Origin of the sequence: Allobosea thiooxidans, assembly GCF_900168195.1 — a bacterium.
Taxonomy (GTDB): Bacteria; Pseudomonadota; Alphaproteobacteria; order Rhizobiales; family Beijerinckiaceae; genus Allobosea; species Allobosea thiooxidans.
The window spans coordinates 105,459-125,660 of record NZ_FUYX01000003.1; the positions used below are offsets into that span (position 1 = coordinate 105,459).

Consider the following 20,202-nt stretch of genomic DNA (forward strand, 5'->3'; position numbering starts at 1 on the left):
CCTCGTTCAAGAACAAACGGGCGGGAAACAACCATGCCGGACGACCTGATCTACGATGTCGGGCAGCACCGGGGCGAGGACACGGCCTATTATCTGGCCAAGGGTTTTCGCGTCGTCGCCTTCGAAGCCAATCCGGATCTGGTCGAGGCCTGCGCGCGCCGTTTCTCGCGCGAGATCGACGACGGACGCCTGACGATCGAGTCCGGCGCCATCGCTCCGCCGGACGCGGGCGAGGCGGTCACCTTCTACCGCAACGAGATGACCGTCTGGGGTACGACCTCGCCGGACTGGCAGGAGCGCAACCAGAAGCTCGGCCGGCAGAGCGGGGCGATCACGCTGCCGCGGCTGGATTTCGCCGAGGCGCTGCGTCGCCATCAGGCGCCGTATTTCCTCAAGATCGACGTCGAGGGCGCCGATCACCATATCCTCGACGTGATCGCATCGTCCGGCGTGACGCCGGAGCATATTTCCATCGAGTCGGAGAAGGTCGATTTCGACGTGCTGGTCGAGGAGGTCGACCGCCTCGTCTCGCTCGGCTATCGGCGCTTTCGCGCCGTCCAGCAGGCCAACGTCGTCGGCCGGCGCCTGCCGGTCCGGACGCTGGGCGGCGGCACCGTCGTCCATCGCTTCGAGCGGCATGGCTCCGGCCCCTTCGGCGACGATCTCGACCAGCCCTGGCTGTCACGAGACGCGGTGATCGAGGATTACCGCCGTATCTTCCGGCTCTACCGGCTGTTCGGCGACAAGTCCTTCCTGAGGAACCTGCCGGTCATCGGCCAGTTCGTCCGCCTCGGCAGCCATTTCCGCCCCTATCCGCTGCCGGGATGGTACGACACCCACGCCTGGCGCGGGGCCTGAACGCGCCGGGCGAACCGGGCTCTGGCCCGGGCGGCGCGGAAACCGCATACTGCGCTGATGGCCCCGCGTTCCCGCAAATCCTCCAAGCCCGACCGTGTCGTCCGCGACGAGGAGGTCGAGATCCTGCCGCCGCGCCGGGCGACGGCGCTCGACTGGAGCGTCGTGGTGCCGACCGTCGCCTTCGGCACGGCGACCGGCTTCGTCGCCAGCCTAGTGGTCGGCGGCGGCGGATTGATCCGACATGCGGTGGTCGGCGTCCTCGGCATGCTGGTTGGCCAGGGCATCGTGCGGGTGACCGGCTGGCGGCTGCGAACCGGCCATGGTTTCCTCGACGAGGCCGGCATGGCGGTGCTGGGCGCGATCCTCGTCATCCTGCTGGCGCGCTTCATCGCCTGAAGGCGTGCTGGATCACGGAACCCGGCAAGGAGCCGGCGGTTGTGTTGGCGCGCATTCGCGCATGGCTAGGGGGACTTCTGCGATGGAAAGCTTTGCCGCCACCATGGCCCAGCCGGGCTATGGCTTCTTCATGACGCTGCTGATCGGCCTGCTCGCCGGCTGGATCGCCGAGCGCCTGACTTCGGCCGGGCACGGCCTCTTCACCAACATGCTCGTCGGTGTCGCAGGCTCCTTCGTTGGCGCCAAGGTCGCGGAACTCATGGAGATTCCGGTCTACGGCTTCTGGCGAACCCTGGCCGCCGCGGTGGCGGGTGCCATCATCGTGATCGCGATCTGGAACGCGGCACGCGGACGCGGTTGACCTGCGCCAGGGCGCCGGCAGTTGCGATAGCGCGCTCGGGGGATTAGCTAGAGGGAGCCGGCCAGACCGGCTCCCGCTTATGTAGCCCGGACTCCGATATGGCGCTTGTTCTCGACCTGCTGAACCGCGATCCGCGGCCCAATGCCGGCAACCCGAAGGCGCAACCGGCGGAAGTCCGCCACCCCGAGAAGCAGAAGCGTGCGGAGAATCCGGTCCTGCGCAAGCCGGACTGGATCCGCGTCAAGGCGCCGGGCTCGCCGAAATGGGCCGAGACCAAGGCGATCGTGAAGGCCGAGAAGCTGGTCACCGTCTGCGAGGAGGCCGGCTGCCCCAATATCGGCGAGTGCTGGGAGAAGAAGCACGCCACCTTCATGATCATGGGCGACACCTGCACGCGGGCCTGCGCCTTCTGCAACGTGAAGACCGGCGTGCCGCAGGCGCTCGACCCCGAGGAGCCGCGCAAGATCGCCGAGGCCGTCACCAAGCTCGGGCTCGAGCATGTCGTCATCACCTCGGTCGACCGTGACGACCTCAAGGATGGCGGGGCCGAGCATTTCGCGCAGGTGATCGGCGCGATTCGCAAGATGTCGCCCAGCACCACCATCGAGATCTTGACGCCGGACTTCCTGCGCAAGCCGGGGGCGCTCGAGGTGGTCGTCGCGGCCAAGCCCGACGTGTTCAACCACAACATGGAGACGGTGCCGGGCAAGTACCTCAAGGTGCGGCCGGGCGCGCGCTATTTCCACTCGCTGCGGCTGCTGCAGCGGGTCAAGGAGCTCGACCCGACGATCTTCACCAAGTCCGGCATCATGGTCGGCCTCGGCGAGGAGCGGAACGAGATCCTGCAGCTGATGGACGACCTGCGCTCGGCCGATGTCGACTTCATGACCATCGGCCAGTACCTGGCACCGTCGCGCAAGCATCATGCGGTGATCCGCTTCGTCACGCCGGACGAGTTCAAGAGCTTCGAGACCATCGCCTATGCCAAGGGCTTCCTGATGGTCTCCTCGACGCCGCTGACCCGCTCCTCGCACCATGCCGGCGAGGATTTCGCGCGGCTGCGCGCGAACCGGGCGGCGCGGCTGGGCCAGTAGCGGCGCCGCTGCCCATGCCGATGTTCAACAGCACCCGCCGGGTGAAGCACTCGCCCGAGCAGATGTTCGCGCTCGTGGCGGATGTCGATAAATACCCGCAGTTCCTGCCGCTCTGCGAGGGGCTGACGGTGCGGCGGCGCATACCGCGCGACGGCGGCGGCGAGGTGCTGCTGGCCGACATGACGGTCGGCTACAAGGCGATCCGCGAGACCTTCACCAGTCGCGTCACGCTGGACCCGGCCAGCCTCAAGATCCTGGTCGAATATGTCGACGGGCCGTTCCGCCACCTGGAGAACCGCTGGACCTTCAAGCCGCATGAGGCCGGCTGCGAGGTCGGGTTCTTCATCTCCTACGAATTCGCCAGCCGCATGCTCGGCATGCTGATGGGCGCGATGTTCGACAAGGCCTTCCACAAGTTCTCGGAAGCCTTCGAGAAGCGTGCCGATCTGGTCTATGGCCGGGGCGCGGCGCCGGCGCTCGGCTGAGGGCTCAGGGACGGGCGAGGACCGTCTCGCGCAGCAGGTCGAGCGCCTCCAGCACGCTCAACCGCCGGATCTCGTCACGCGACAATTCGCCGAAGCGCCGCTCGCGATGCTGCGTGCCCGACGGACCGGCGCAGGCGAAATGTACCAGTCCGACCGGCTTCTCGACGCTTCCGCCGCCCGGTCCGGCGACGCCGGTGATCGAGACGGCGAAGGTGGCGTCCAGGCGCTGGCGTCCGCCCTCCGCCATCGCCCGCGCGACCGGCTCGCTCACCGCACCGTATTTCTCGAGCAGAGCGGCCGGCACTCCCGCCAGGGCGGCCTTGGCTTCGTTCGCGTAGGTGATCAGCCCGCCCTGCACCATGGCGGAGGAGCCGGCGATGGCCGTCAGCGCGCCGCAGACCAGGCCGCCGGTGCAGGACTCGACCGTCGCCACCGTGAAGCCACGCTCCTTGCTCAAGTCGAGCAGCTCTGCCGCCAGTGAACGAATGTCGAGGTCGAACACGGTCAATCCTCCTCGGGAAGCCGGATCGTCGCCGTGGCCAGCGCCGCAAGCCCCTCGCGCCGGCCGGTAAAGCCCATGCGCTCGGAGGTGGTCGCCTTGATGGCGACTTTCCCGATGGCGACGCCGGTGATGGCCGCGATCTCGGCGCGGATGGCCTCGCGATGCGGGCCGACCTTGGGCGCTTCGCAGACGATCGTCAGGTCGAGATGGTCGATCCGCCCGCCACGCTCGCGCACGCGCTGCGCCGCGAAGGCGAGGAACTGGGCCGAGGCGGCACCGCGCCATTGCGGATCGCTCGGCGGGAAATGCGTGCCGATGTCGCCATCGGCCAGCGCACCCAGCAGGGCGTCGGTCAGCGCATGCAGGCCGACATCGCCGTCGGAATGGGCAACGACGCCCTGGTCGTGCCCGATCCGCACGCCGCCGAGCCAGACATGGTCGCCCGGTCCGAAGGCGTGGACGTCATAGCCGGTACCGACGCGCGTCACGAGCACCGCGCCGTGGCGGGCATTGGCCCTGAGGAAATCCTCGGCATGGGTCAGCTTCACATTGGCCGGGTCGCCGCGGAAGGTCGCGACGGTGTGGCCGGCCCATTCCATCAGGGCGGCGTCGTCGGTGAAGCCGTGCTGCAAGGCAGCCGCAGCGGCCTCATGCGCCTCGAGCAGCGGCCCGAAGCGGAAGGCCTGCGGCGTCTGGACGCTGACGAGCTGGTCCCGCGGCGGGGTCTCGGCGACGTGGCCGCTGGTATCGGTGCGCTTGATCGTATCGGTGACGGGCATGGCCGGGATGGCGGCGAGGTCACCGGCGCCGAGCCTGTGGATCGCCGCGCTGATCTGGGCGCGCGAAACGAAGGGCCGCGCGGCGTCATGAACGAGCACGATGCCGTCGAACCCGGCGCGGGACAGGGCGAGCAGCCCGCGGCGCACGGAAGCCTGGCGGGTCTCGCCGCCCAAGGTGGGGGCGACAAGTCGGGCGCTGTCCAGGCCGGCGATGGCGTTCGCATAACGGGCTTCATCGCCTTCGCCGATGACGACCGCGACGCGCTCGATCGCCGGCTCCGCGAGGAACGGCATCAGCGCATGGGCGAGGACGGGCCGGCCGTTGACGAGGCGATACTGCTTCGGCTCGCCATCGCCGGCCCGCAGGCCGCGGCCTGCCGCGACGAGCAGGGCGGCCACGGGCGGGAAGGTATCGGTCGGGTACGGCACGAGGAAGGTCCTGGCTGACAGCAAGTTTGCGGCAGGCATAGCCAATTCCTGCGGCCGAGGGCAGGGGGTGCGACCATGTTGCAATGCAGCGCATTTCCTGCGCGCTTGCGCTGGCGCAGCATTGTCCAATAAATATGCATGCTGACGATTGCCTCAAAATCAGGCTGCACCCTTTGGACATCGCTGGAATTCCGATCGAAACCCGCGCCTTCCTGGCGCCGATGTCGGGCGTGACGGATATCGTCATGCGCCGGATCGCGGCCCGCTACCACGCGGGAATCGTGGTCTCGGAAATGGTGGCGTCGGACGAATTCGTCCGCGGCAGCGAGGAGGCGCGCATCCGGGCCGAAGGCGAGGGCGTGTCGCCGCATGTCGTCCAGCTCGCCGGCTGCGATCCGCACTGGCTCGGCGAGGCCGCCCGGCTGGCGGAAGCGAACGGCGCGGCGATCGTCGACATCAATATGGGCTGCCCGGCCAAGAAGGTGACCGGCGGCTGGGCCGGCTCGGCGCTGATGCGGGACCTCGACCATGCAGTGTCGCTGGTCGACGCCGCCGTCGCCGCCGTCACGATCCCCGTAACGGTGAAGATGCGGCTGGGCTGGGACGATGCCTCCCGCAACGCCCCGGAACTCGCCCGCCGCGCGGTCGCGGCCGGCGCCCGGATGATCACCATCCATGGGCGCACGCGGCAGCAGTTCTACAAGGGCAAGGCCGATTGGCGCGCCATCGCTGCCGTGCGCGCGGCCGGCGATTTCCCGCTGGTCGCCAATGGCGACATCCACGGCCTCGCCGATGCCGAGGCCTGCCTCGCAGAATCCGGCGCCGATTGCGTGATGGTCGGGCGCGCCGCGCTCGGCCGGCCCTGGCTTGCCGGCGCGATCGGAGCGGCGCTGGATGGTCGACAGATCGCCGCGCCCTCCTTGGCGGAGAAGCTCGCTGTCGCGATCGAACATTATGAGGGGCTGCTGGCGCTGATGGGCGTGGCCCATGGCGTGCGCCACGCCCGCAAGCATCTCGCGGCCTATGCGGACGAAGCCCTGGAGGAGGGCTGCGCGCCGGATCCGGAGCGGCGGCGCCTGCTGCTGACCTCGGACGATCCGCGCGTCGTCAAGGCGGCCCTGACCGGGCTGTTCTCGACCGAGCGCAACCGCGAAGCGGCCTGAGAGGAAAGGATGGGCCGATGACGGCGATGTTTGCCGACAAGGGGCTCGGGAGCGAGCGGTCCTATCTGCTCGACCCGATCGAGGTCCAGGCGCTGAACGTCCTGCCGATGCCGGTGCTGGTGATCGGGGAGGGCCATGCGGTGATCTACGCCAACACTGCGGCCGAGGACTTCTTCCAGTCGAGTGCCGCCGTGCTCAAGCGCCAGCGCATCGACGATCTGATCGCCTTCGGCTCGCCCGTGCTCGGCTTGATCGAGGAGGTGCAGCGCCGCGGCGCCAGCGTCAGCGAGTACCGGCTGGATCTGGGCTCGCCGCGGCTCGGCAGCGACCGCGTCGTCGACGTCTTCGCCTCGCCCCTGCCCAGCCAGGGCGATGCGGTGGTGCTGATGCTGCAGGAACGGACAATTGCCGAAAAAATGGACAGGCAATTGACGCATCGCGGGGCAGCCCGGTCGATCACCGCACTCGGTGCCATGCTGGCGCATGAGATCAAGAATCCGCTTTCCGGCATCCGGGGCGCGGCGCAGCTGCTCGAAGGCTCGATCTCCGACGACGATCGCATGCTGACCCAGCTGATCTGCGACGAGACCGACCGGATCGTGAAGCTGGTGGAGCGCGTCGAGCTGTTCGGAGACGAGCGGCCGAGCGAGCGCGACCCCGTCAACGTCCATGACGTGCTCGACCATGTGAAGCGCCTGGCACAGTCGGGTTTCGCCCGGCACATCCGGTTCAGCGAGGTCTACGACCCCTCCCTGCCGCCGGTGGCCGGAAATCGCGACCAGCTCGTCCAGGTGCTCCTCAACCTGATCAAGAATGCGGCCGAAGCCATTGGCGAACAAGCGGTCGATGGCGAGATCATCCTGACCACGGCCTATCGCCCCGGTATCCGCCTGCAGGTTCCGGGCTCGTCCGAGCGCATCGCGCTGCCGCTCGAAATCGGCATCCGCGACAACGGGCCCGGCGTGCCGGCCGACCTCGTCCAGCACCTGTTCGATCCCTTCGTGACGACCAAGGCGCAGGGAAGTGGCCTTGGACTTGCACTCGTCGCCAAGGTGATCGGCGATCACGGCGGAATCGTCGAATGCGAATCCGCTCCTCGCCGGACGCAGTTCAGAATTCTTCTGCCGCTGCACCAGCTCGGTCAGGGCAGTCAGCGCAAGGCCTAAAGGAACCCATGCCGACCGGTCATATCCTCGTCGCCGACGACGACGCCGCGATCCGCACCGTCCTCAATCAAGCGCTGGCCCGGGCCGGCTACGAAGTCCGGACCACGGGCCAGGCGGCGACGCTCTGGACCTGGGCCGCACAGGGACTGGGCGATCTGATCATCACCGACGTGGTCATGCCGGACGGCAATGCCTTCGACCTGCTGCCGCGCATCAAACGGGTGCGGCCCGAGCTGCCGATCATCGTGATGAGCGCGCAGAACACGTTCATGACGGCGATCAAGGCGTCGGAGCGCGGCGCCTATGAATACCTGCCCAAGCCCTTCGACCTGAAGGAACTCGTCGCGATCGTCGGGCGTGCCATGTCGCGCCCGCGCGGCGAGACGGCCCGCGGCCATGCCGCCGAGCCCGAGGACATTCCGCTGATCGGCCGCTCGCCGGCGATGCAGGACGTCTATCGCGCCCTGGCGCGCCTGATGCCAATCGATCTCACCGTGATGATCAATGGCGAGTCGGGCACCGGCAAGGAGCTGGTGGCGCGGGCGCTGCACGACTACGGCAAGCGCAAGAACGGCCCCTTCGTCGCGATCAACATGGCGGCGATCCCGAAGGACCTGATCGAATCCGAGCTGTTCGGCCATGAGAAGGGCGCCTTCACCGGTGCGCTGACGCGCTCCTCCGGGCGCTTCGAGCAGGCGGAGGGCGGCACGCTCTTCCTCGACGAGATCGGCGACATGCCTATGGAGGCGCAGACCCGCCTCCTGCGCGTGCTCCAGCAGGGCGAATACACCACGGTCGGTGGCCGCACGCCGATCAAGACCAATGTCCGCATCATCGCCGCGACCAACAAGGACCTGCGCATCTCGATCGCGCAGGGGCTTTTCCGCGAGGACCTGTTCTTCCGGCTGAACGTGGTGCCCATCCGCCTGCCGCCGCTGCGCGAGCGCGTCGAGGACATCCCGGACCTCGTCCGCCACTTCTTCTCGCTCGTCGAGAAGGAGGGCCTGCCGCGCAAGCAGGTCGATTCGGAAGCGATGGACGTGATGCGGCGCTATCGCTGGCCCGGCAATGTCCGCGAGCTGGAGAACCTGGTCCGCCGCCTTGCGGCGCTCTATCCCCAGGAAACCATTACGGCCCCGATCGTGGAGGCCGAGCTCCAGCCGGCCAGCGCCGGCCCGGGCTATGCGAGCAGCCCGGCCGCGACGGAACGGAGCGAGACCCTGTCCGGCTCGGTCGAACGTCATCTCGGCCAGTATTTCGGCAGTTTCGGCGACAATATCCCGCCGCCCGGCCTCTATCACCGCATTCTGCGCGAGATCGAGCCGCCGCTGATCGCGGCCGCGCTCGCCGCCACGCGCGGCAACCAGATCCGGGCCGCGGAACTGCTCGGACTCAACCGGAACACATTGCGCAAGAAGATCCGCGAGCTCGACATGCAGGTGGTCCGCTCGCCACGCTGAGCCGGCGCAGCGCTGCCTTGCCCATGTCATATTTTGACAACACCGTTGCGGCGGCGCATCAGTAGCGCCCGCCGGCCGGATCCGCATCCGCCCGCGCTGCATCGGAGTTGCCAGAAAACGTGTCCGCTTCCATCGGTGAGGCCAGAATGATGCCGCGCGGCGAGGAGAAATCCCGCCGCGTCTCCGGCTGGATCGGAGCGATCGTCGTCGTTCTGGCGCTGGTCTCGGCGCTGCTCACCTTTCTTGTCCTGTCTGGCGCCACGCCGATCGTGCCGGTCCACGAGATCGTGGTCGGCGTCTTCGTGCTCAACGCGCTGCTGATCCTGGCGCTGCTGGTGATCGTCGCGTTCGAGGCGGCCGTCCTGATTCGGGCGCGCAAGGCGGGGGCGGCCGCGGCCGGGCTGCATGTCCGGATCGTCGGCCTGTTCAGCATCATCGCGGCGCTGCCGGCCGTCCTCGTCGCCATCATCGCGACCGTGACGATCGAACGCGGGCTCGAGCCCTGGTTTTCCGACCGGATGCGCGATGCAGTGTTCAAGTCGGTCGAAGTCGCCGATGCCTATGCCGCCAGCCAGTGCCGCTCGCTGGGACGCGAGATCCGCATCCTCGCCGACGACCTGACCCGGGCCAAGCCGGCCTATGACGTCGACCGCAAATGGTTCGAGAACTTCCTGACGAACCGTGCCACCGCGCTCGGCGTGCCCGTCGCGGCGATCATGCAGCCGCCGGACAAGGTGGTCGTGCGCGCCAACATCAACGTGCTGCGCGATGCGCCGAAGCCGGATCAGGCCGCCTTCGACGATGCCCAGTCCGCGCCGGAGCCGATCTGCGTCATCCCCCGGACAGGCCGGATCTTCGGCGCGGTGATGAAGCTGCCGGCCTATGACAACAGCTTCCTGCACATCGCCCGGGAGGTCGACCCGCTCGCCGTCGAGTTCCCAGCGGTCGCGCGTGGTGCTGCCGTCGAATATCTGTCGATCGACGCACGCCGGAAGGGCGTGCAGATCGCCTTCGCGTCGATGTACGGCCTGATCGCGCTGATCCTGCTGTTGTCAGCGATCTGGATCGGCCTGAGCTTCGCCAACGGCCTCGTCGCGCCGATCCGCCGCATGATCCACGCCACCGATCAGGTTTCGAGCGGCAATTTCTACGTCCAGGTGCCGGTCCGACGATCAGAGGGCGATCTCGCGCATCTCGGCGAGACCTTCAACAAGATGACCGCGGAGCTGCGCCGCCAGCGTGACGGGCTGGTGACGGCGAGCGAGGTCATGGACCGCCGGCGCCGTTTCACCGAAACGGTGCTCTCAGGCGTCTCTTCCGGCGTGCTGAGCCTCGATGCCGACGGGCATGTCACCACGATCAACCGCTCGGCGGAAAGCCTTCTGGGTACCGGCGGGCGCGTGCTGGGCAAGCCGATCGCGGAGGTCGCGCCCGAGGTCACCAGCTTCGTCGCCGAGGCGCTGCAGGGCCGCCAGCGCCAGAGCTCGGGACAGATCATCTTCGCCCGCGCCGGGCAGGACCGCATGGTCAATGTCCGCGCCGTTCGCGAGGGCGAGGGGATCGGGGCCGGGCTCGTGGTCACGCTCGACGACATCACCGACCTGGTCTCGGCCCAGCGCACCGCGGCCTGGGCCGATGTGGCGCGGCGGATCGCCCATGAGATCAAGAATCCGCTGACGCCGATCCAGCTTTCGGCCGAGCGCATCAAGCGCCGATTCGGGCGGGTCATCACCGAAGGGAAGGATGTCTTCGACCAGTGCACGGATACGATCGTGCGACAGGTCGAGGATATCCGGCGGATGGTCGACGAGTTCTCCTCCTTCGCCCGGATGCCGAAGCCGTCGCTGCTCAGGGAGGACATCGTCGAGACCATCAGGCAGATCGTCTTCCTCTGGCGGGTCGGCAATCCCGAGGTGACGATCGAGGAGAGCCTGCCCTCCGAGCCGGTTTCCGCCCGGTTCGACCGTCGCCTGATCTCGCAGGCCCTAACGAACGTCATCAAGAACGCGACCGAGGCGATCGACGCCATCCCCATCGAAGAGCGCGGCCATGGCCGCATCGACGTCCGGCTCGAGCGGCTCGACGACGGGCGCATCGTCATCGACGTGATCGACAACGGCAAGGGCCTGCCGGCGGACCAGCGGCAGAAGCTGCTGGAGCCCTATATGACGACGCGCGAGGGCGGGACGGGCCTCGGCCTTGCGATCGTCGGCAAGATCCTGGAGGACCATGGCGGGGGGATCGAGCTGCTCGACCGACCCGACGCCTCCAGCGGCGCGCGCGGTGCGCGCATTCGTCTCTGGTTCCCCGAAGCGGGCCCGACGCAGGACGTCGAGGACGGCGACAACGCCGCTTCGCCGGCCTCCGGCCTCAATCATGATCGAAGGAATGGAATTGGCTCATGAGCGCTGACATCCTGGTGGTGGACGACGAAGTCGATATCCGCGATCTGGTCGCCGGCCTTCTGGAGGACGAGGGCTACCGGACCCGCAAGGCGGGCTCCGCCGACGACGCGCTGGCCGCGATCGCGGCGCGGCGGCCGAACCTGGTCTTCCTCGACATCTGGCTGCAGGGCAGCCGCCTCGACGGCCTGCAGGTCCTCGAACTGATCAAGGAGAGCCACCCGGATCTCGCCGTGGTGATGATCTCCGGCCACGGCAACATCGAGACGGCCGTGTCCGCGATCAAGAGCGGCGCCTACGACTTCATCGAGAAGCCGTTCAAGGCGGACCGGCTGGTTCTCGTCGCCGAGCGCGCGCTGGAAGCTTCGCGGCTGCGCCGCGAAGTGCGCGAGCTCAAGACCCGCTCGGTGCAGGCCAACCGCATCGTCGGGCGCACGACGGTGGTGAACCAGCTGCGCCAGACGATCGAGCGCGTCGCGCCGACCAATGCGCGCGTCCTCATCACCGGCGAGCCGGGCTGCGGCAAGGAGCTAGCGGCGCGCACGATGCACGAGGCGTCGACGCGGTCGAACAGCCCCTTCGTCGTCATCAACGCCGCGACCATCACGCCCGAGACGATGGAAGAGGAGCTCTTCGGCGTCGAGGGCGGCGACGGCCGCTCGCGCCGGATCGGGGCGCTCGAGGAGGCGCATGGCGGCTCGCTCTACATCGACGAGATCGGCGACATGCCGCGCGAGACCCAGAACCGCATCCTGCGCGTGCTGGTCGACCAGAACTTCCAGCGTGTCGGCGGCGCGACGCGCGTGCATGTCGACGTGCGCATCATCTCCTCGTCGAGCCGCGACCTCGCGAAGCTCATCGCCGACGGGCAATTCCGCGAGGACCTCTATCATCGCCTCAGCGTCGTGCCGATCCGGATACCGCCGCTGTCGGAGCGGCGCGAGGACGTGCCGGAGCTGATCGAGTTCTTCATGGACCAGATCTCGATCGCGACCGGCCTGCCGAAGCGCCAGATCGGCAGCGACGCCATGGCCGTGCTGCAGTCGCATGAATGGCCGGGCAATGTCCGCGAGCTGCGCAACAATGTCGAACGGCTGATGATCCTGACCAAGGGCGATCCGACGGCCGAGGTGACGGTCGAGATGCTGCCGGCCGAGGTCGGCGCCATGGTGCCGACCACGCCTTCGGGCTCCGGCGGCGAGCGCCTGATGAGCCTGCCGCTGCGCGATGCGCGCGAGATCTTCGAGCGCGAATATCTGATCGCCCAGATCGCCCGCTTCTCGGGCAACATCTCGCGGACGGCCGAATTCATCGGCATGGAGCGCTCGGCTCTGCACCGCAAGCTGAAGTCGCTCGGCGTCGGTTGACGGAGGTTCGGTTTGGCGGGTATCTGCGCCGCACGCAGATACCCCTGTGTAAAATCGTGGCGCTGCTGCACTTGCGCCGCAAACAGACTCGACGATCTAATGGAGCGTCGGTGTTCCGAGGCTGGAGGAATGCGCCACCAGCCCGAACGGAACGAACTGGACCGCGGACGCAAAACCGACGCGATCCCAACAATAGGGACTACCCATGGCCGCTGAGCGGGCACAGAACCTTCAGGACACCTTCCTCAACCACGTTCGCAAGCAGAAGATCCCGCTGACGATCTTCCTCGTCAACGGCGTGAAGCTGCAGGGTGTCGTCACCTGGTTCGACAATTTCTGCGTGCTGCTGCGCCGCGACGGCCATTCGCAGCTCGTCTACAAGCACGCGATCTCGACCATCATGCCCGGCCATCCGGTGCAGCTGTTCGAGCCCGAGGACACGGACAAGAACTGATTTGGCGGCAAGCCGCGACAACGAGCAGGAGCGGGCGGCGCCCAAGCCGCTCGACGAGATCGAACGCGATATCGCGGCGAATACGCGCGCCTATGTCGTGGGGCCCTATCTGCAGAAGCGCGGTGTCGCGGCGGATGCCAATCAGCGCTCCTTCGCGGCGCGGCTCGACGAGGCTGCCGGCCTCGCGGCCGCGATCGACCTGACCGTCGTCGAGCCGGTCCAGGTCCTGCTCACGGCGCTGCGGCCCGCCACCTATCTCGGCAAGGGCAAGGTCGAGGAGCTGGCGGAGCGCATCAAGCTCGAAGAGATCGGCCTCGTCGTGATGGACTGCGCGCTGTCGCCGGTCCAGCAACGCAATCTGGAGAAGGCCTTCGGCTGCAAGGTCATCGACCGCACCGGCCTGATCCTGGAGATCTTCGGGCGACGGGCCCGGACCAAGGAGGGCGCGCTCCAGGTCGAGCTCGCGCATCTCAATTACCAGAAAAGCCGGCTGGTCCGCTCCTGGACCCATCTCGAACGCCAGCGCGGCGGCTTCGGCTTCCTCGGCGGCCCGGGCGAGACCCAGATCGAGGCCGACCGGCGCATCATCCAGGAACGGATGAGCAAGATCGAGCGCGATCTGGAGCAGGTGAAGCGCACCCGTTCATTGCATCGCGCCAGCCGGAAACGCGTGCCTTATCCGATCGTTGCGCTTGTCGGCTACACCAATGCCGGAAAGTCGACGCTGTTCAACCGGCTGACCTCGGCCGAGGTGCTGGCGCAGGACATGCTGTTCGCCACGCTCGATCCGACGGCGCGCGCGATCAAGCTGCCGCATGGCGCGCGGATCATGCTGTCCGACACCGTCGGCTTCATCTCTGACCTGCCGACTCAGCTCGTCGCCGCCTTCCGCGCCACGCTCGAGGACGCGATCGAGGCCGATGTGCTGCTGCATGTCCGCGACGTCGCCCATGAGGACACACAGGCGCAGGCCGCGGACGTCCAGGCGATCCTGCGCGATCTCGGCATCAACCCCGATGATGGCCAGCGCGTGATCGAGGTCTGGAACAAGGCCGACCTGCTCGACCCGGCCGAGCGCGAGCGCCAGCTCGGGATCGCCTCGCTCCGGCCCGCCGAAGCGCGCCCTGTGCTGGTCTCGGCCCTCACCGGGGAAGGGATCGAGCGGCTGACGCGCGCGATCGAGACCCGCATCGCCCATAGCCGCCCGGTCTATTCGCTCGCGCTTGCGCCCGGAGACGGCAAGTCGCTGGCCTGGCTGCATGCCAATGGCGAGATCCTCCGGCGCGAGGATGCCGAGGACGGCAGCCTTCAGCTGATCGTGCGGCTGCCGCCCGAACGGGAAGGGGCCTTCTCCGCCCGCTTCCCCGAGGCGATCCGGCAAAGCTGAGCCGCCCTACGCCCCTGCCTTCTCCTGCCGCTTCACGCTCTGCCAGAGCGCTTCGAGCTCATCGAGCGTCGCGTCCTGGGCCTTGCGCCCTTCGGCGTCGAGCCTATCTTCGATGCCCTTGAAACGGCGCTCGAACTTCGCGCTCGCCGCGGCCAGGCAAGCTTCCGGGTCGGCATCGACATGGCGGGCGAGGTTGGCGACGACGAAGAGCAGGTCGCCGATCTCTTCCCGGATCGCATCCTTATCGCCCTTGGCCAGCGCCTCGTCGATCTCCGCGGTTTCCTCGCGGATCTTGTCGAGCACCAGGCGCGCATCGTTCCAGTCGAAGCCGACCGTCGAGGCGCGCGCCTGGAGCTTCCAGGCACGGGTGAGGGCGGGCAGCGTATGCGGCACGCCGGCGAGCACACCGGTGTCCTCGGCTTGCGGCGGCAGGCCGGCGGCTGCGCGCTGCGCCGCCTTGGCGGCTTTTTCCTCGGCCTTGATCCGGTGCCAGAGCACCTTCACCTCGGCCGGCGAGAGATCGCGCGCGTCGCCGAAGACATGCGGATGGCGGCGGAGCAGCTTGGAGGTGATCGCCTCGACGACGTCCGGAAAGGCGAAGGAGCCTTCCTCCTCGGCCATGCGGGCATGGAAGACGACCTGCAGCAGCAGATCGCCGAGCTCGTCCTTGAGGTCGAGCTTGTCGCCGCGCGCGATCGCATCGGCGACCTCATAGGCCTCCTCGACCGTGTAGGGCGCGATGGAAGCAAAATCCTGGTCCAGATCCCAGGGACAGCCGGTTCCCGGCGTGCGCAGCGCCGCCATGATCTCGATCAGCCGGGTGATGTCGCGAGAAGGCTTCAAGGCTGACATGTCTCCGCTGCAACTTGTCCGGAACTGAAGTAGCCTCCTCCCATGATTCAAGTCACCCCGTCCATTGCGATCGACGAGAGCGAGATCGAGGAGAGCTTCGTTCGCGCATCCGGTCCCGGCGGCCAGCACGTCAACAAGGTGTCGAGCGCGGTGCAGATCCGCTTCGATGTGCGCCGGTCGCCGTCCCTGCCCAACGAGGTGGCGATCCGGCTGATGAAGCAGGCCGGAAGCCGTCTGACCCAGGACGGCGTCATCGTCATCGTCGCCCAGGCGCATCGCAGCCAGAAGCGCAATCGCGAGGAAGCCGTCGAGCGCCTGCTGGAGCTGATCCGCGCGGCTGCGATCCGGCCCGCCGTCCGCCGCGCGACGAAGCCGACCAAGGCCTCGAAGGAACGCCGCCTCGCCTCCAAGGAGAAGCGCTCTGGCGTCAAGGCCGGCCGGCAGAAGCCGGTATCCGACTAGCATGACCGATCGAGAGGACAGGCGAGGGCAGGGCGCACGGCTTGCCCGGGCTCCGCGGCGCATCACGCCAGATTACCTCCAGCGCGCAGCGATGCACTATCTCGAACGCTATTCCGCGCCGGCCGCGCAATTGCGCCGGGTGCTGGCGCGCAAGATCGCGCTGAGCTGCCGCCATCATGGTGAAGACCCGGCGGCGCACAGGACAGTGCTCGATGATGTCGTCTCGCGTTGCATCGCCTCCGGGCTGGTTGACGATCAGCGTTTTGCCGAGGCGAGGGCTGCAACGCTCAGGCGCCGTGGCCGCTCGGCGCGCGCCGTCGCCGCCACGCTCGCCGCGAAGGGCGTGGGCCGCGAGCTTGCACAGCAGGCCAGCAGCGTCAGCGACGAGGAAGAGTTGGCCGCGGCCCGGAAAGCCGCGTGGCGCAAACGGCTCGGCCCATGGTCGCGCGGGGACCGGGCAGCGAGCCGCCAGAAGGACCTCGCAGCGTTGGCGCGGGCTGGCTTCTCGATCGCGGTCGCCCGCGCCGTGATCGACGGCGCCGCAGACGAAGACACGGACAGCGGCACGCTGACCTCATAGCGTGGTCAGCGCTCACCGGTCATGTCGGGATGCAACGTAGTCTGGTCGCATCCCACACCCCGTCCTGGCAGGGCACGGTCGCGAAGTCGGTCAACAGAGCCACAGCCAACAGCGCGGCAAAAGCGGCCAGTGCGACCGCCAGGCCGATGACGGCCATCCTGATCATGCTCTGTCCCTCTCACATCAAGCCACTGGCGCAGGCCGATGCGACCAGGAAAGGTGGCAGCAAGCCGCCCCCCTCATTCGAGCTTGACCTGCGCCTCCTTGACGACCTTGCCCCAGCGCTCGACCTCGGCCGAGACGAAGCGGCCGAAATCATCGCCGGAGAGGCTCGGGATTGGCGAGCCGTTCTTCTTCCAGGCGGCCTCGATCATCGGGGTCTTGAGGGCTTTCTCGACCTCGCTGCGCATCCGGTTCACGATCTCGGGCGGCGTGCCCTTCGGCGCCCAGAGCGCATACCAGGTCGAAACCTCGAAGCCTTGGAGGCCGGCCTCCTTCGCCGTCGGCACGTCGGGCACCGCCTCGGACCGCGTCGGCGAGGCGACGGCGAGGCCGCGCAGAGTTCCGTTCTGGATCTGGGCCGCGGAAGAGCCGAGGCCGTCGAACAGCAGGTCGACCTGGCCGGCGACCGTGTCCTGCAGGGCCGGGCCGGCACCGCGATAGGGCACATGCGTCAGCTTGGTGCCGGTCGAGATCTGGAAAAGCTCGCCCGCGAGGTGATGCGTCGTGCCGTTCCCGGCCGAGGCGAAGTTGAGCTTCTCGGGGTTCTGCTTCGCGAAGGCGACCAGCTCGGCAACGGTCTTCGCCTGGACCTTGCCGGGATGGACGACGATAACCTGCGGCGGCTGGGCGATCACCGCGATCGGAACGAAATCCGTCTGGATGTTGTAGTCGAGCTTCGGATAGAGCGCCGGGGCGATGGCATGGTGCGCCGCGCCGACGAAGAAGGTGTAGCCGTCCGGCTTCGCCTTGGCGGCAGCCGAGGCGCCGACCGTTCCGCCGGCGCCGCCGCGGTTCTCGATGACGATGCGCTGGCCAAGCTGCTGGTCGAGCTGGGCTGCGAGCGGGCGCGCGAAGGCGTCGGTGCCGCCGCCGGCCGGAAACGGCACGATGAAGGTGATCGGCCTCTGCGGCCAGGTTTCGGCATGGGCCGGCGCCAGAATCGCCAGCGCGGACGCGGCCGTCGCCGCCGCGATCAGATGTCGCTTCGTGATCATCGAGATTCCTCTCCCTGAGAAAGGCTCTTTCCGGCCTTCGGTGCGCGCTCGATCAGACATCGGCGCTTTCCCGGGATTAGGCCATCGCGCGTCTCGGTTTGGCAAGCGGCTCGCCGCCTGGGGAGATGGCCGCGGTCAGGCCTCCGGGTTCCTCTCGGCGGCGGTCATCGTGCCGATCTCGTCCGTCGTCGAGTCGGCGCTGCCGCGCCGGCCCGCCACGGAGTCGCCCGCCGTCTCGTCCGGACTCGGTTTCAGCTTCGGGAGCGATATCCGCACCTTCAGCCCGCCCTCGGGGTGGTTCGACAGGAGGACTTCGCCGCCATGGGAGCGGATAACGGCGCGCGCGATCGTCAGCCCCAGGCCCGACCCGCCCGTTTCCCGGCCGCGCGATTCTTCCAGCCGGGCAAAGGGCTGGAAGACCCGCTCCATGTCGGCTTCGGGGATGCCGGGGCCGTCATCCGCGACGATGACGATGAGTTCGGTCCGCGTATCCCGGATCTCGACCGTGACGGTGTCTCCGAACTTCACCGCATTGCCGATGAGATTCCAGAAGGCGCGCTTCAGGGCCGTCAGCCTGCCGAGCACCCGCCCATGCGCGATCCCGCCCAGAGCAATGCGGCGCCCCTGGTCGATCTGCTCGTCGACGATGGTCTCGACCACCGAGACGAGGTCGATCGGGCGGATCGGTTCGCTGGAGATGCCGCCGCGCAGATATTCCAGCGTGGAATCGATCATCGTCTCCATCTCGCCGAGATCGGCATCGATGAGACGTCGCGTCGCGTCGTCGTCGAGCAGTTCGGAACGCAGCCTGAGCCGGGTGATGGGCGTGCGCAGGTCGTGCGAGACGGCCGCGAGCGCCTGCGTGCGCTCGGCGACGAGGTGCTGGATGCGCTCGCGCATGGTGTTGAATGCCTGCGCGGCGCGGCGCACCTCGGAAGGCCCGCGCTCCGGAAGCGGGTGGGGCGCTTCATCGAGGCTGAAGCGCTCGGCCGCGACGGCCAGCTCCCGCAACGGGCGCGTCGCCCAGCGCAGCAGCAGCAGCGCGACGACGACGATGCCCACGGCGAAACAGATCGCGATGGCCATCACGCTCCAGTCGGCATGCTGCGTCGTTCCGAGCGCGGATGAGGAGAAGTTGACCCAGGAGCCGTCCGCCAGCCGCGCCGAGACCAGCATCATGTGCCGATAGGCATCGGCATCGGCATTGCCGGCGCCGAGCGCGCCGTCATCGGCGAATCCGACCCGGAAGGAGTCCGCGGCGAGATCCGGCACCAGCTCCCGGAGATGGGCCTCCATCGCTTGTGTCCGTGCCGTCTTCGGCGCCGTGCCCAGCACCAGACTGACCTTGCTCCAATGCACCTCGAGGCTGGCGCTGGAGAGATCGTGCGCAACGCGATCGCGGTCGGGAGCCTGGGGAAGGCTTGCGATGGCGCGCTTGATCGAGACGATGCGCTCGGCGAGGCCGCGGTCACGCGCCGTCGTGGCCAGGCTTTCGACGCCGACGCGATAGGCCCAATAGCCGAGGAAATGGAAGGCGAGCAAAGCCGCGACCAGGATCAGGATCGCCTGGCCGGCGACGGTATCGGGAAAGAGGCGGCTCAGAGCTTTCTTCAAGCGGGCTGTCCCTGCCGCGACTGCACATCGCAGGCCAGCATATATCCCGCGCCGCGGATCGTCTTGATCAGCTGCCCGCCATTCTGCCCGGCCTCGAGCTTGCGCCGCAGCCTGCTGATCTGGACGTCGATGGTCCGGTCGAAGGGGTCGTTGCTCGCACGCGCCTTGGCGAACTGCATCAGGGCCTCGCGCGACAGCACCCGGTTGGCGTGTTCGACGAAGGCGACGAGGAGGTCGAACTCGCCGGTCGAGAGATCGATCAACGTCCCTGAGGGCGACTGGAGCTCGCGGCGGCGCAGATCCATCGCCCAGCCGTCGAAGCTGATGATCTCGCTTCCCCGCGCCTCGGCGGAACCGCGCGCGGCGCGCGAGCGGCGCAGCACGGCCCGGACCCGGGCCAGCAATTCGCGCGGGCTGAACGGCTTGGTGACGTAGTCGTCGGCGCCGCCCTCGAGCCCCATGATGCGCACGCTTTCCTCGCTGCGGGCGGTCAGCATCACGATCGGGACATGCGAGGTTGCCCTGACGTCCTGGCAGAGCTCCACCCCGGACCGGCCCGGCAGCATCAGATCGAGGATGATCAGGTCGATCGGCGTATGCGCCAGCACGTCCATCATCGCCTGACCGTCGTGAGCACCGACGACCTGATAGCCGTGGCGCTGGAGGAAGCGCGCCACGAGCAGCCGGATCTGCGGATCGTCGTCCACGATCAGGATGTGCCCGTGGTCGTCGTTGGGTAGCGCGGCGGGCGCCAGGTTCGCGTGCGTCTCGTCCATTTTCCTCGGATGCGCCCCGTCGGGTCGAGCCCCGCCTGTCGCCGGAGCGTACCGCACCATAGCGCCCGGATCGCCGGGCCGCCCGGACTGCTTTGAAACAATTTGTAACGGACGCCCCGCCGAACCGGTTGCTACCCCTGGATCACCGAAACCGGGGAGTCGAATCGTGACGTTCGTGAAGGTGCCGACCATTGCTGCGATCGGGCTTGCGCTTGGCGCCTGCACGCTCGCTCCCATCCCCGAGCACCTCGCCCGGCCGGCCGACCCCAGCGTCAAGGTTCCCGCCACCGCCTATCGCAGCGTGACCGCCGGCGCAGCGACGCTGCGACCGGCCGAGCCGAAGGACTGGCACGAGCTCAACCGCCGGGTCGGGCCGCTGCCATGACGCCGGCCTGCCC

General features: G+C 68.1%; 22 protein-coding genes. 15 read left to right on the top strand and 7 right to left on the bottom strand.

Annotation, left to right across the window (positions count from 1 at the left end; translation table 11 throughout):
- Positions 1–33: 33 nt before the first annotated feature.
- From B5Y19_RS06395 to B5Y19_RS06415, 5 genes are all read left to right on the top strand, one after another.
- A complete protein-coding gene (locus tag B5Y19_RS06395) occupies positions 34–858 on the top strand; it encodes an FkbM family methyltransferase (RefSeq protein ID WP_055726993.1) in 825 nt (274 codons plus the stop codon).
- 57 nt (positions 859–915) lie between these two features.
- Complete coding sequence (locus tag B5Y19_RS06400) at positions 916–1,254, top strand: GlsB/YeaQ/YmgE family stress response membrane protein (RefSeq protein ID WP_055726992.1); 339 nt, start codon at positions 916–918, stop codon at positions 1,252–1,254.
- Positions 1,255–1,336: 82 nt separating this feature from the next.
- Complete coding sequence (locus B5Y19_RS06405; RefSeq protein ID WP_055726991.1) at positions 1,337–1,615, top strand: GlsB/YeaQ/YmgE family stress response membrane protein; 279 nt, start codon at positions 1,337–1,339, stop codon at positions 1,613–1,615.
- Positions 1,616–1,713: 98 nt separating this feature from the next.
- Positions 1,714–2,709, top strand: a complete 996-nt coding sequence (lipA, locus tag B5Y19_RS06410) for a lipoyl synthase (RefSeq protein WP_055726990.1) — start codon at positions 1,714–1,716, stop codon at positions 2,707–2,709.
- A gap of 14 nt (positions 2,710–2,723) precedes the next feature.
- Positions 2,724–3,194 (top strand): type II toxin-antitoxin system RatA family toxin, encoded by a 471-nt coding sequence (locus tag B5Y19_RS06415; RefSeq protein ID WP_055726989.1) that lies wholly within the window; start codon positions 2,724–2,726, stop codon positions 3,192–3,194.
- A gap of 4 nt (positions 3,195–3,198) precedes the next feature.
- Here B5Y19_RS06415 and B5Y19_RS06420 read toward each other — a convergent pair whose 3' ends face one another.
- A complete protein-coding gene (locus B5Y19_RS06420) occupies positions 3,199–3,696 on the bottom strand; it encodes a CinA family protein (RefSeq protein WP_055726988.1) in 498 nt (165 codons plus the stop codon).
- 2 nt (positions 3,697–3,698) lie between these two features.
- Positions 3,699–4,943 (bottom strand): bifunctional 2-C-methyl-D-erythritol 4-phosphate cytidylyltransferase/2-C-methyl-D-erythritol 2,4-cyclodiphosphate synthase, encoded by a 1,245-nt coding sequence (locus B5Y19_RS06425; protein ID WP_079591260.1) that lies wholly within the window; start codon positions 4,941–4,943, stop codon positions 3,699–3,701.
- A gap of 134 nt (positions 4,944–5,077) precedes the next feature.
- Here B5Y19_RS06425 and dusB point away from each other — a divergent pair, with 134 nt between their 5' ends.
- From dusB to hflX, 7 genes are all read left to right on the top strand, one after another.
- Positions 5,078–6,067, top strand: a complete 990-nt coding sequence (gene dusB, locus B5Y19_RS06430; RefSeq protein ID WP_055726987.1) for a tRNA dihydrouridine synthase DusB — start codon at positions 5,078–5,080, stop codon at positions 6,065–6,067.
- Between the two features lie 26 nt (positions 6,068–6,093).
- A complete protein-coding gene (locus B5Y19_RS06435; protein WP_079591320.1) occupies positions 6,094–7,233 on the top strand; it encodes a two-component system sensor histidine kinase NtrB in 1,140 nt (379 codons plus the stop codon).
- A gap of 8 nt (positions 7,234–7,241) precedes the next feature.
- Positions 7,242–8,693, top strand: a complete 1,452-nt coding sequence (gene ntrC, locus B5Y19_RS06440; RefSeq protein ID WP_055726986.1) for a nitrogen regulation protein NR(I) — start codon at positions 7,242–7,244, stop codon at positions 8,691–8,693.
- 119 nt (positions 8,694–8,812) lie between these two features.
- Complete coding sequence (locus tag B5Y19_RS06445) at positions 8,813–11,098, top strand: sensor histidine kinase NtrY-like (RefSeq protein ID WP_244555498.1); 2,286 nt, start codon at positions 8,813–8,815, stop codon at positions 11,096–11,098.
- Positions 11,095–12,462 carry a nitrogen assimilation response regulator NtrX gene (gene ntrX / locus B5Y19_RS06450; RefSeq protein ID WP_079591262.1) on the top strand — a complete coding sequence of 456 codons (1,368 nt, stop codon included), beginning with the start codon at positions 11,095–11,097 and terminating at the stop codon, positions 12,460–12,462. The genes B5Y19_RS06445 and ntrX overlap by 4 nt, the downstream gene beginning before the upstream one ends.
- Before the next feature lie 205 nt (positions 12,463–12,667).
- Entirely contained in the window at positions 12,668–12,916 is a 249-nt protein-coding gene (hfq, locus tag B5Y19_RS06455; protein WP_055726983.1) for an RNA chaperone Hfq, read from the top strand.
- Between the two features lies 1 nt (position 12,917).
- Positions 12,918–14,303: a GTPase HflX gene (hflX, locus tag B5Y19_RS06460; protein WP_055726982.1), complete on the top strand. Its 1,386-nt coding sequence runs from the start codon at positions 12,918–12,920 to the stop codon at positions 14,301–14,303.
- 6 nt (positions 14,304–14,309) lie between these two features.
- Here the strand turns inward: hflX and mazG are convergent, their stop codons facing one another.
- Positions 14,310–15,146, bottom strand: coding sequence for a nucleoside triphosphate pyrophosphohydrolase (gene mazG / locus B5Y19_RS06465; protein ID WP_055726981.1), 837 nt, complete (start codon positions 15,144–15,146; stop codon positions 14,310–14,312).
- Between the two features lie 51 nt (positions 15,147–15,197).
- Here mazG and arfB point away from each other — a divergent pair, with 51 nt between their 5' ends.
- Together arfB and B5Y19_RS06475 are read left to right on the top strand one after the other, a co-directional pair.
- Positions 15,198–15,617: an alternative ribosome rescue aminoacyl-tRNA hydrolase ArfB gene (gene arfB, locus B5Y19_RS06470; RefSeq protein WP_079591263.1), complete on the top strand. Its 420-nt coding sequence runs from the start codon at positions 15,198–15,200 to the stop codon at positions 15,615–15,617.
- A gap of 91 nt (positions 15,618–15,708) precedes the next feature.
- Positions 15,709–16,197, top strand: coding sequence for a regulatory protein RecX (locus B5Y19_RS06475; RefSeq protein WP_244555499.1), 489 nt, complete (start codon positions 15,709–15,711; stop codon positions 16,195–16,197).
- Between the two features lie 19 nt (positions 16,198–16,216).
- Here B5Y19_RS06475 and B5Y19_RS26030 read toward each other — a convergent pair whose 3' ends face one another.
- From B5Y19_RS26030 to B5Y19_RS06490, 4 genes are all read right to left on the bottom strand, one after another.
- Positions 16,217–16,363, bottom strand: a complete 147-nt coding sequence (locus tag B5Y19_RS26030) for a hypothetical protein (RefSeq protein WP_176168582.1) — start codon at positions 16,361–16,363, stop codon at positions 16,217–16,219.
- A gap of 73 nt (positions 16,364–16,436) precedes the next feature.
- A complete protein-coding gene (locus tag B5Y19_RS06480) occupies positions 16,437–17,414 on the bottom strand; it encodes a Bug family tripartite tricarboxylate transporter substrate binding protein (protein WP_055726978.1) in 978 nt (325 codons plus the stop codon).
- A gap of 135 nt (positions 17,415–17,549) precedes the next feature.
- Positions 17,550–19,028 (bottom strand): ATP-binding protein, encoded by a 1,479-nt coding sequence (locus B5Y19_RS06485; protein WP_055726977.1) that lies wholly within the window; start codon positions 19,026–19,028, stop codon positions 17,550–17,552.
- Positions 19,025–19,804 (bottom strand): response regulator, encoded by a 780-nt coding sequence (locus B5Y19_RS06490; RefSeq protein ID WP_055726976.1) that lies wholly within the window; start codon positions 19,802–19,804, stop codon positions 19,025–19,027. The genes B5Y19_RS06485 and B5Y19_RS06490 overlap by 4 nt, the downstream gene beginning before the upstream one ends.
- Positions 19,805–19,970: 166 nt before the next feature.
- On the opposite strand from B5Y19_RS06490, the gene B5Y19_RS06495 reads away from it, so the two are divergent.
- Entirely contained in the window at positions 19,971–20,189 is a 219-nt protein-coding gene (locus B5Y19_RS06495; protein WP_055726975.1) for a hypothetical protein, read from the top strand.
- The last annotated feature ends 13 nt before the right edge of the window (positions 20,190–20,202 follow it).

What these genes read in the sequence shown, in the direction of transcription:
- ntrX (WP_079591262.1), top strand. Translation starts at nt 11,095, where the DNA reads ATGAGCGCTGACATCCTGGTGGTGGACGACGAAGTCGATATCCGCGAT.
- B5Y19_RS26030 (WP_176168582.1), bottom strand. Translation starts at nt 16,363, where the DNA reads ATGATCAGGATGGCCGTCATCGGCCTGGCGGTCGCACTGGCCGCTTTT.
- B5Y19_RS06475 (WP_244555499.1), top strand. Translation starts at nt 15,709, where the DNA reads ATGCACTATCTCGAACGCTATTCCGCGCCGGCCGCGCAATTGCGCCGG.
- ntrC (WP_055726986.1), top strand. Translation starts at nt 7,242, where the DNA reads ATGCCGACCGGTCATATCCTCGTCGCCGACGACGACGCCGCGATCCGC.
- B5Y19_RS06415 (WP_055726989.1), top strand. Translation starts at nt 2,724, where the DNA reads ATGCCGATGTTCAACAGCACCCGCCGGGTGAAGCACTCGCCCGAGCAG.
- B5Y19_RS06435 (WP_079591320.1), top strand. Translation starts at nt 6,094, where the DNA reads ATGTTTGCCGACAAGGGGCTCGGGAGCGAGCGGTCCTATCTGCTCGAC.
- hfq (WP_055726983.1), top strand. Translation starts at nt 12,668, where the DNA reads ATGGCCGCTGAGCGGGCACAGAACCTTCAGGACACCTTCCTCAACCAC.
- B5Y19_RS06395 (WP_055726993.1), top strand. Translation starts at nt 34, where the DNA reads ATGCCGGACGACCTGATCTACGATGTCGGGCAGCACCGGGGCGAGGAC.
- B5Y19_RS06425 (WP_079591260.1), bottom strand. Translation starts at nt 4,943, where the DNA reads ATGCCTGCCGCAAACTTGCTGTCAGCCAGGACCTTCCTCGTGCCGTAC.
- B5Y19_RS06400 (WP_055726992.1), top strand. Translation starts at nt 916, where the DNA reads ATGGCCCCGCGTTCCCGCAAATCCTCCAAGCCCGACCGTGTCGTCCGC.
- B5Y19_RS06490 (WP_055726976.1), bottom strand. Translation starts at nt 19,804, where the DNA reads ATGGACGAGACGCACGCGAACCTGGCGCCCGCCGCGCTACCCAACGAC.
- arfB (WP_079591263.1), top strand. Translation starts at nt 15,198, where the DNA reads ATGATTCAAGTCACCCCGTCCATTGCGATCGACGAGAGCGAGATCGAG.
- B5Y19_RS06405 (WP_055726991.1), top strand. Translation starts at nt 1,337, where the DNA reads ATGGAAAGCTTTGCCGCCACCATGGCCCAGCCGGGCTATGGCTTCTTC.
- lipA (WP_055726990.1), top strand. Translation starts at nt 1,714, where the DNA reads ATGGCGCTTGTTCTCGACCTGCTGAACCGCGATCCGCGGCCCAATGCC.
- B5Y19_RS06480 (WP_055726978.1), bottom strand. Translation starts at nt 17,414, where the DNA reads ATGATCACGAAGCGACATCTGATCGCGGCGGCGACGGCCGCGTCCGCG.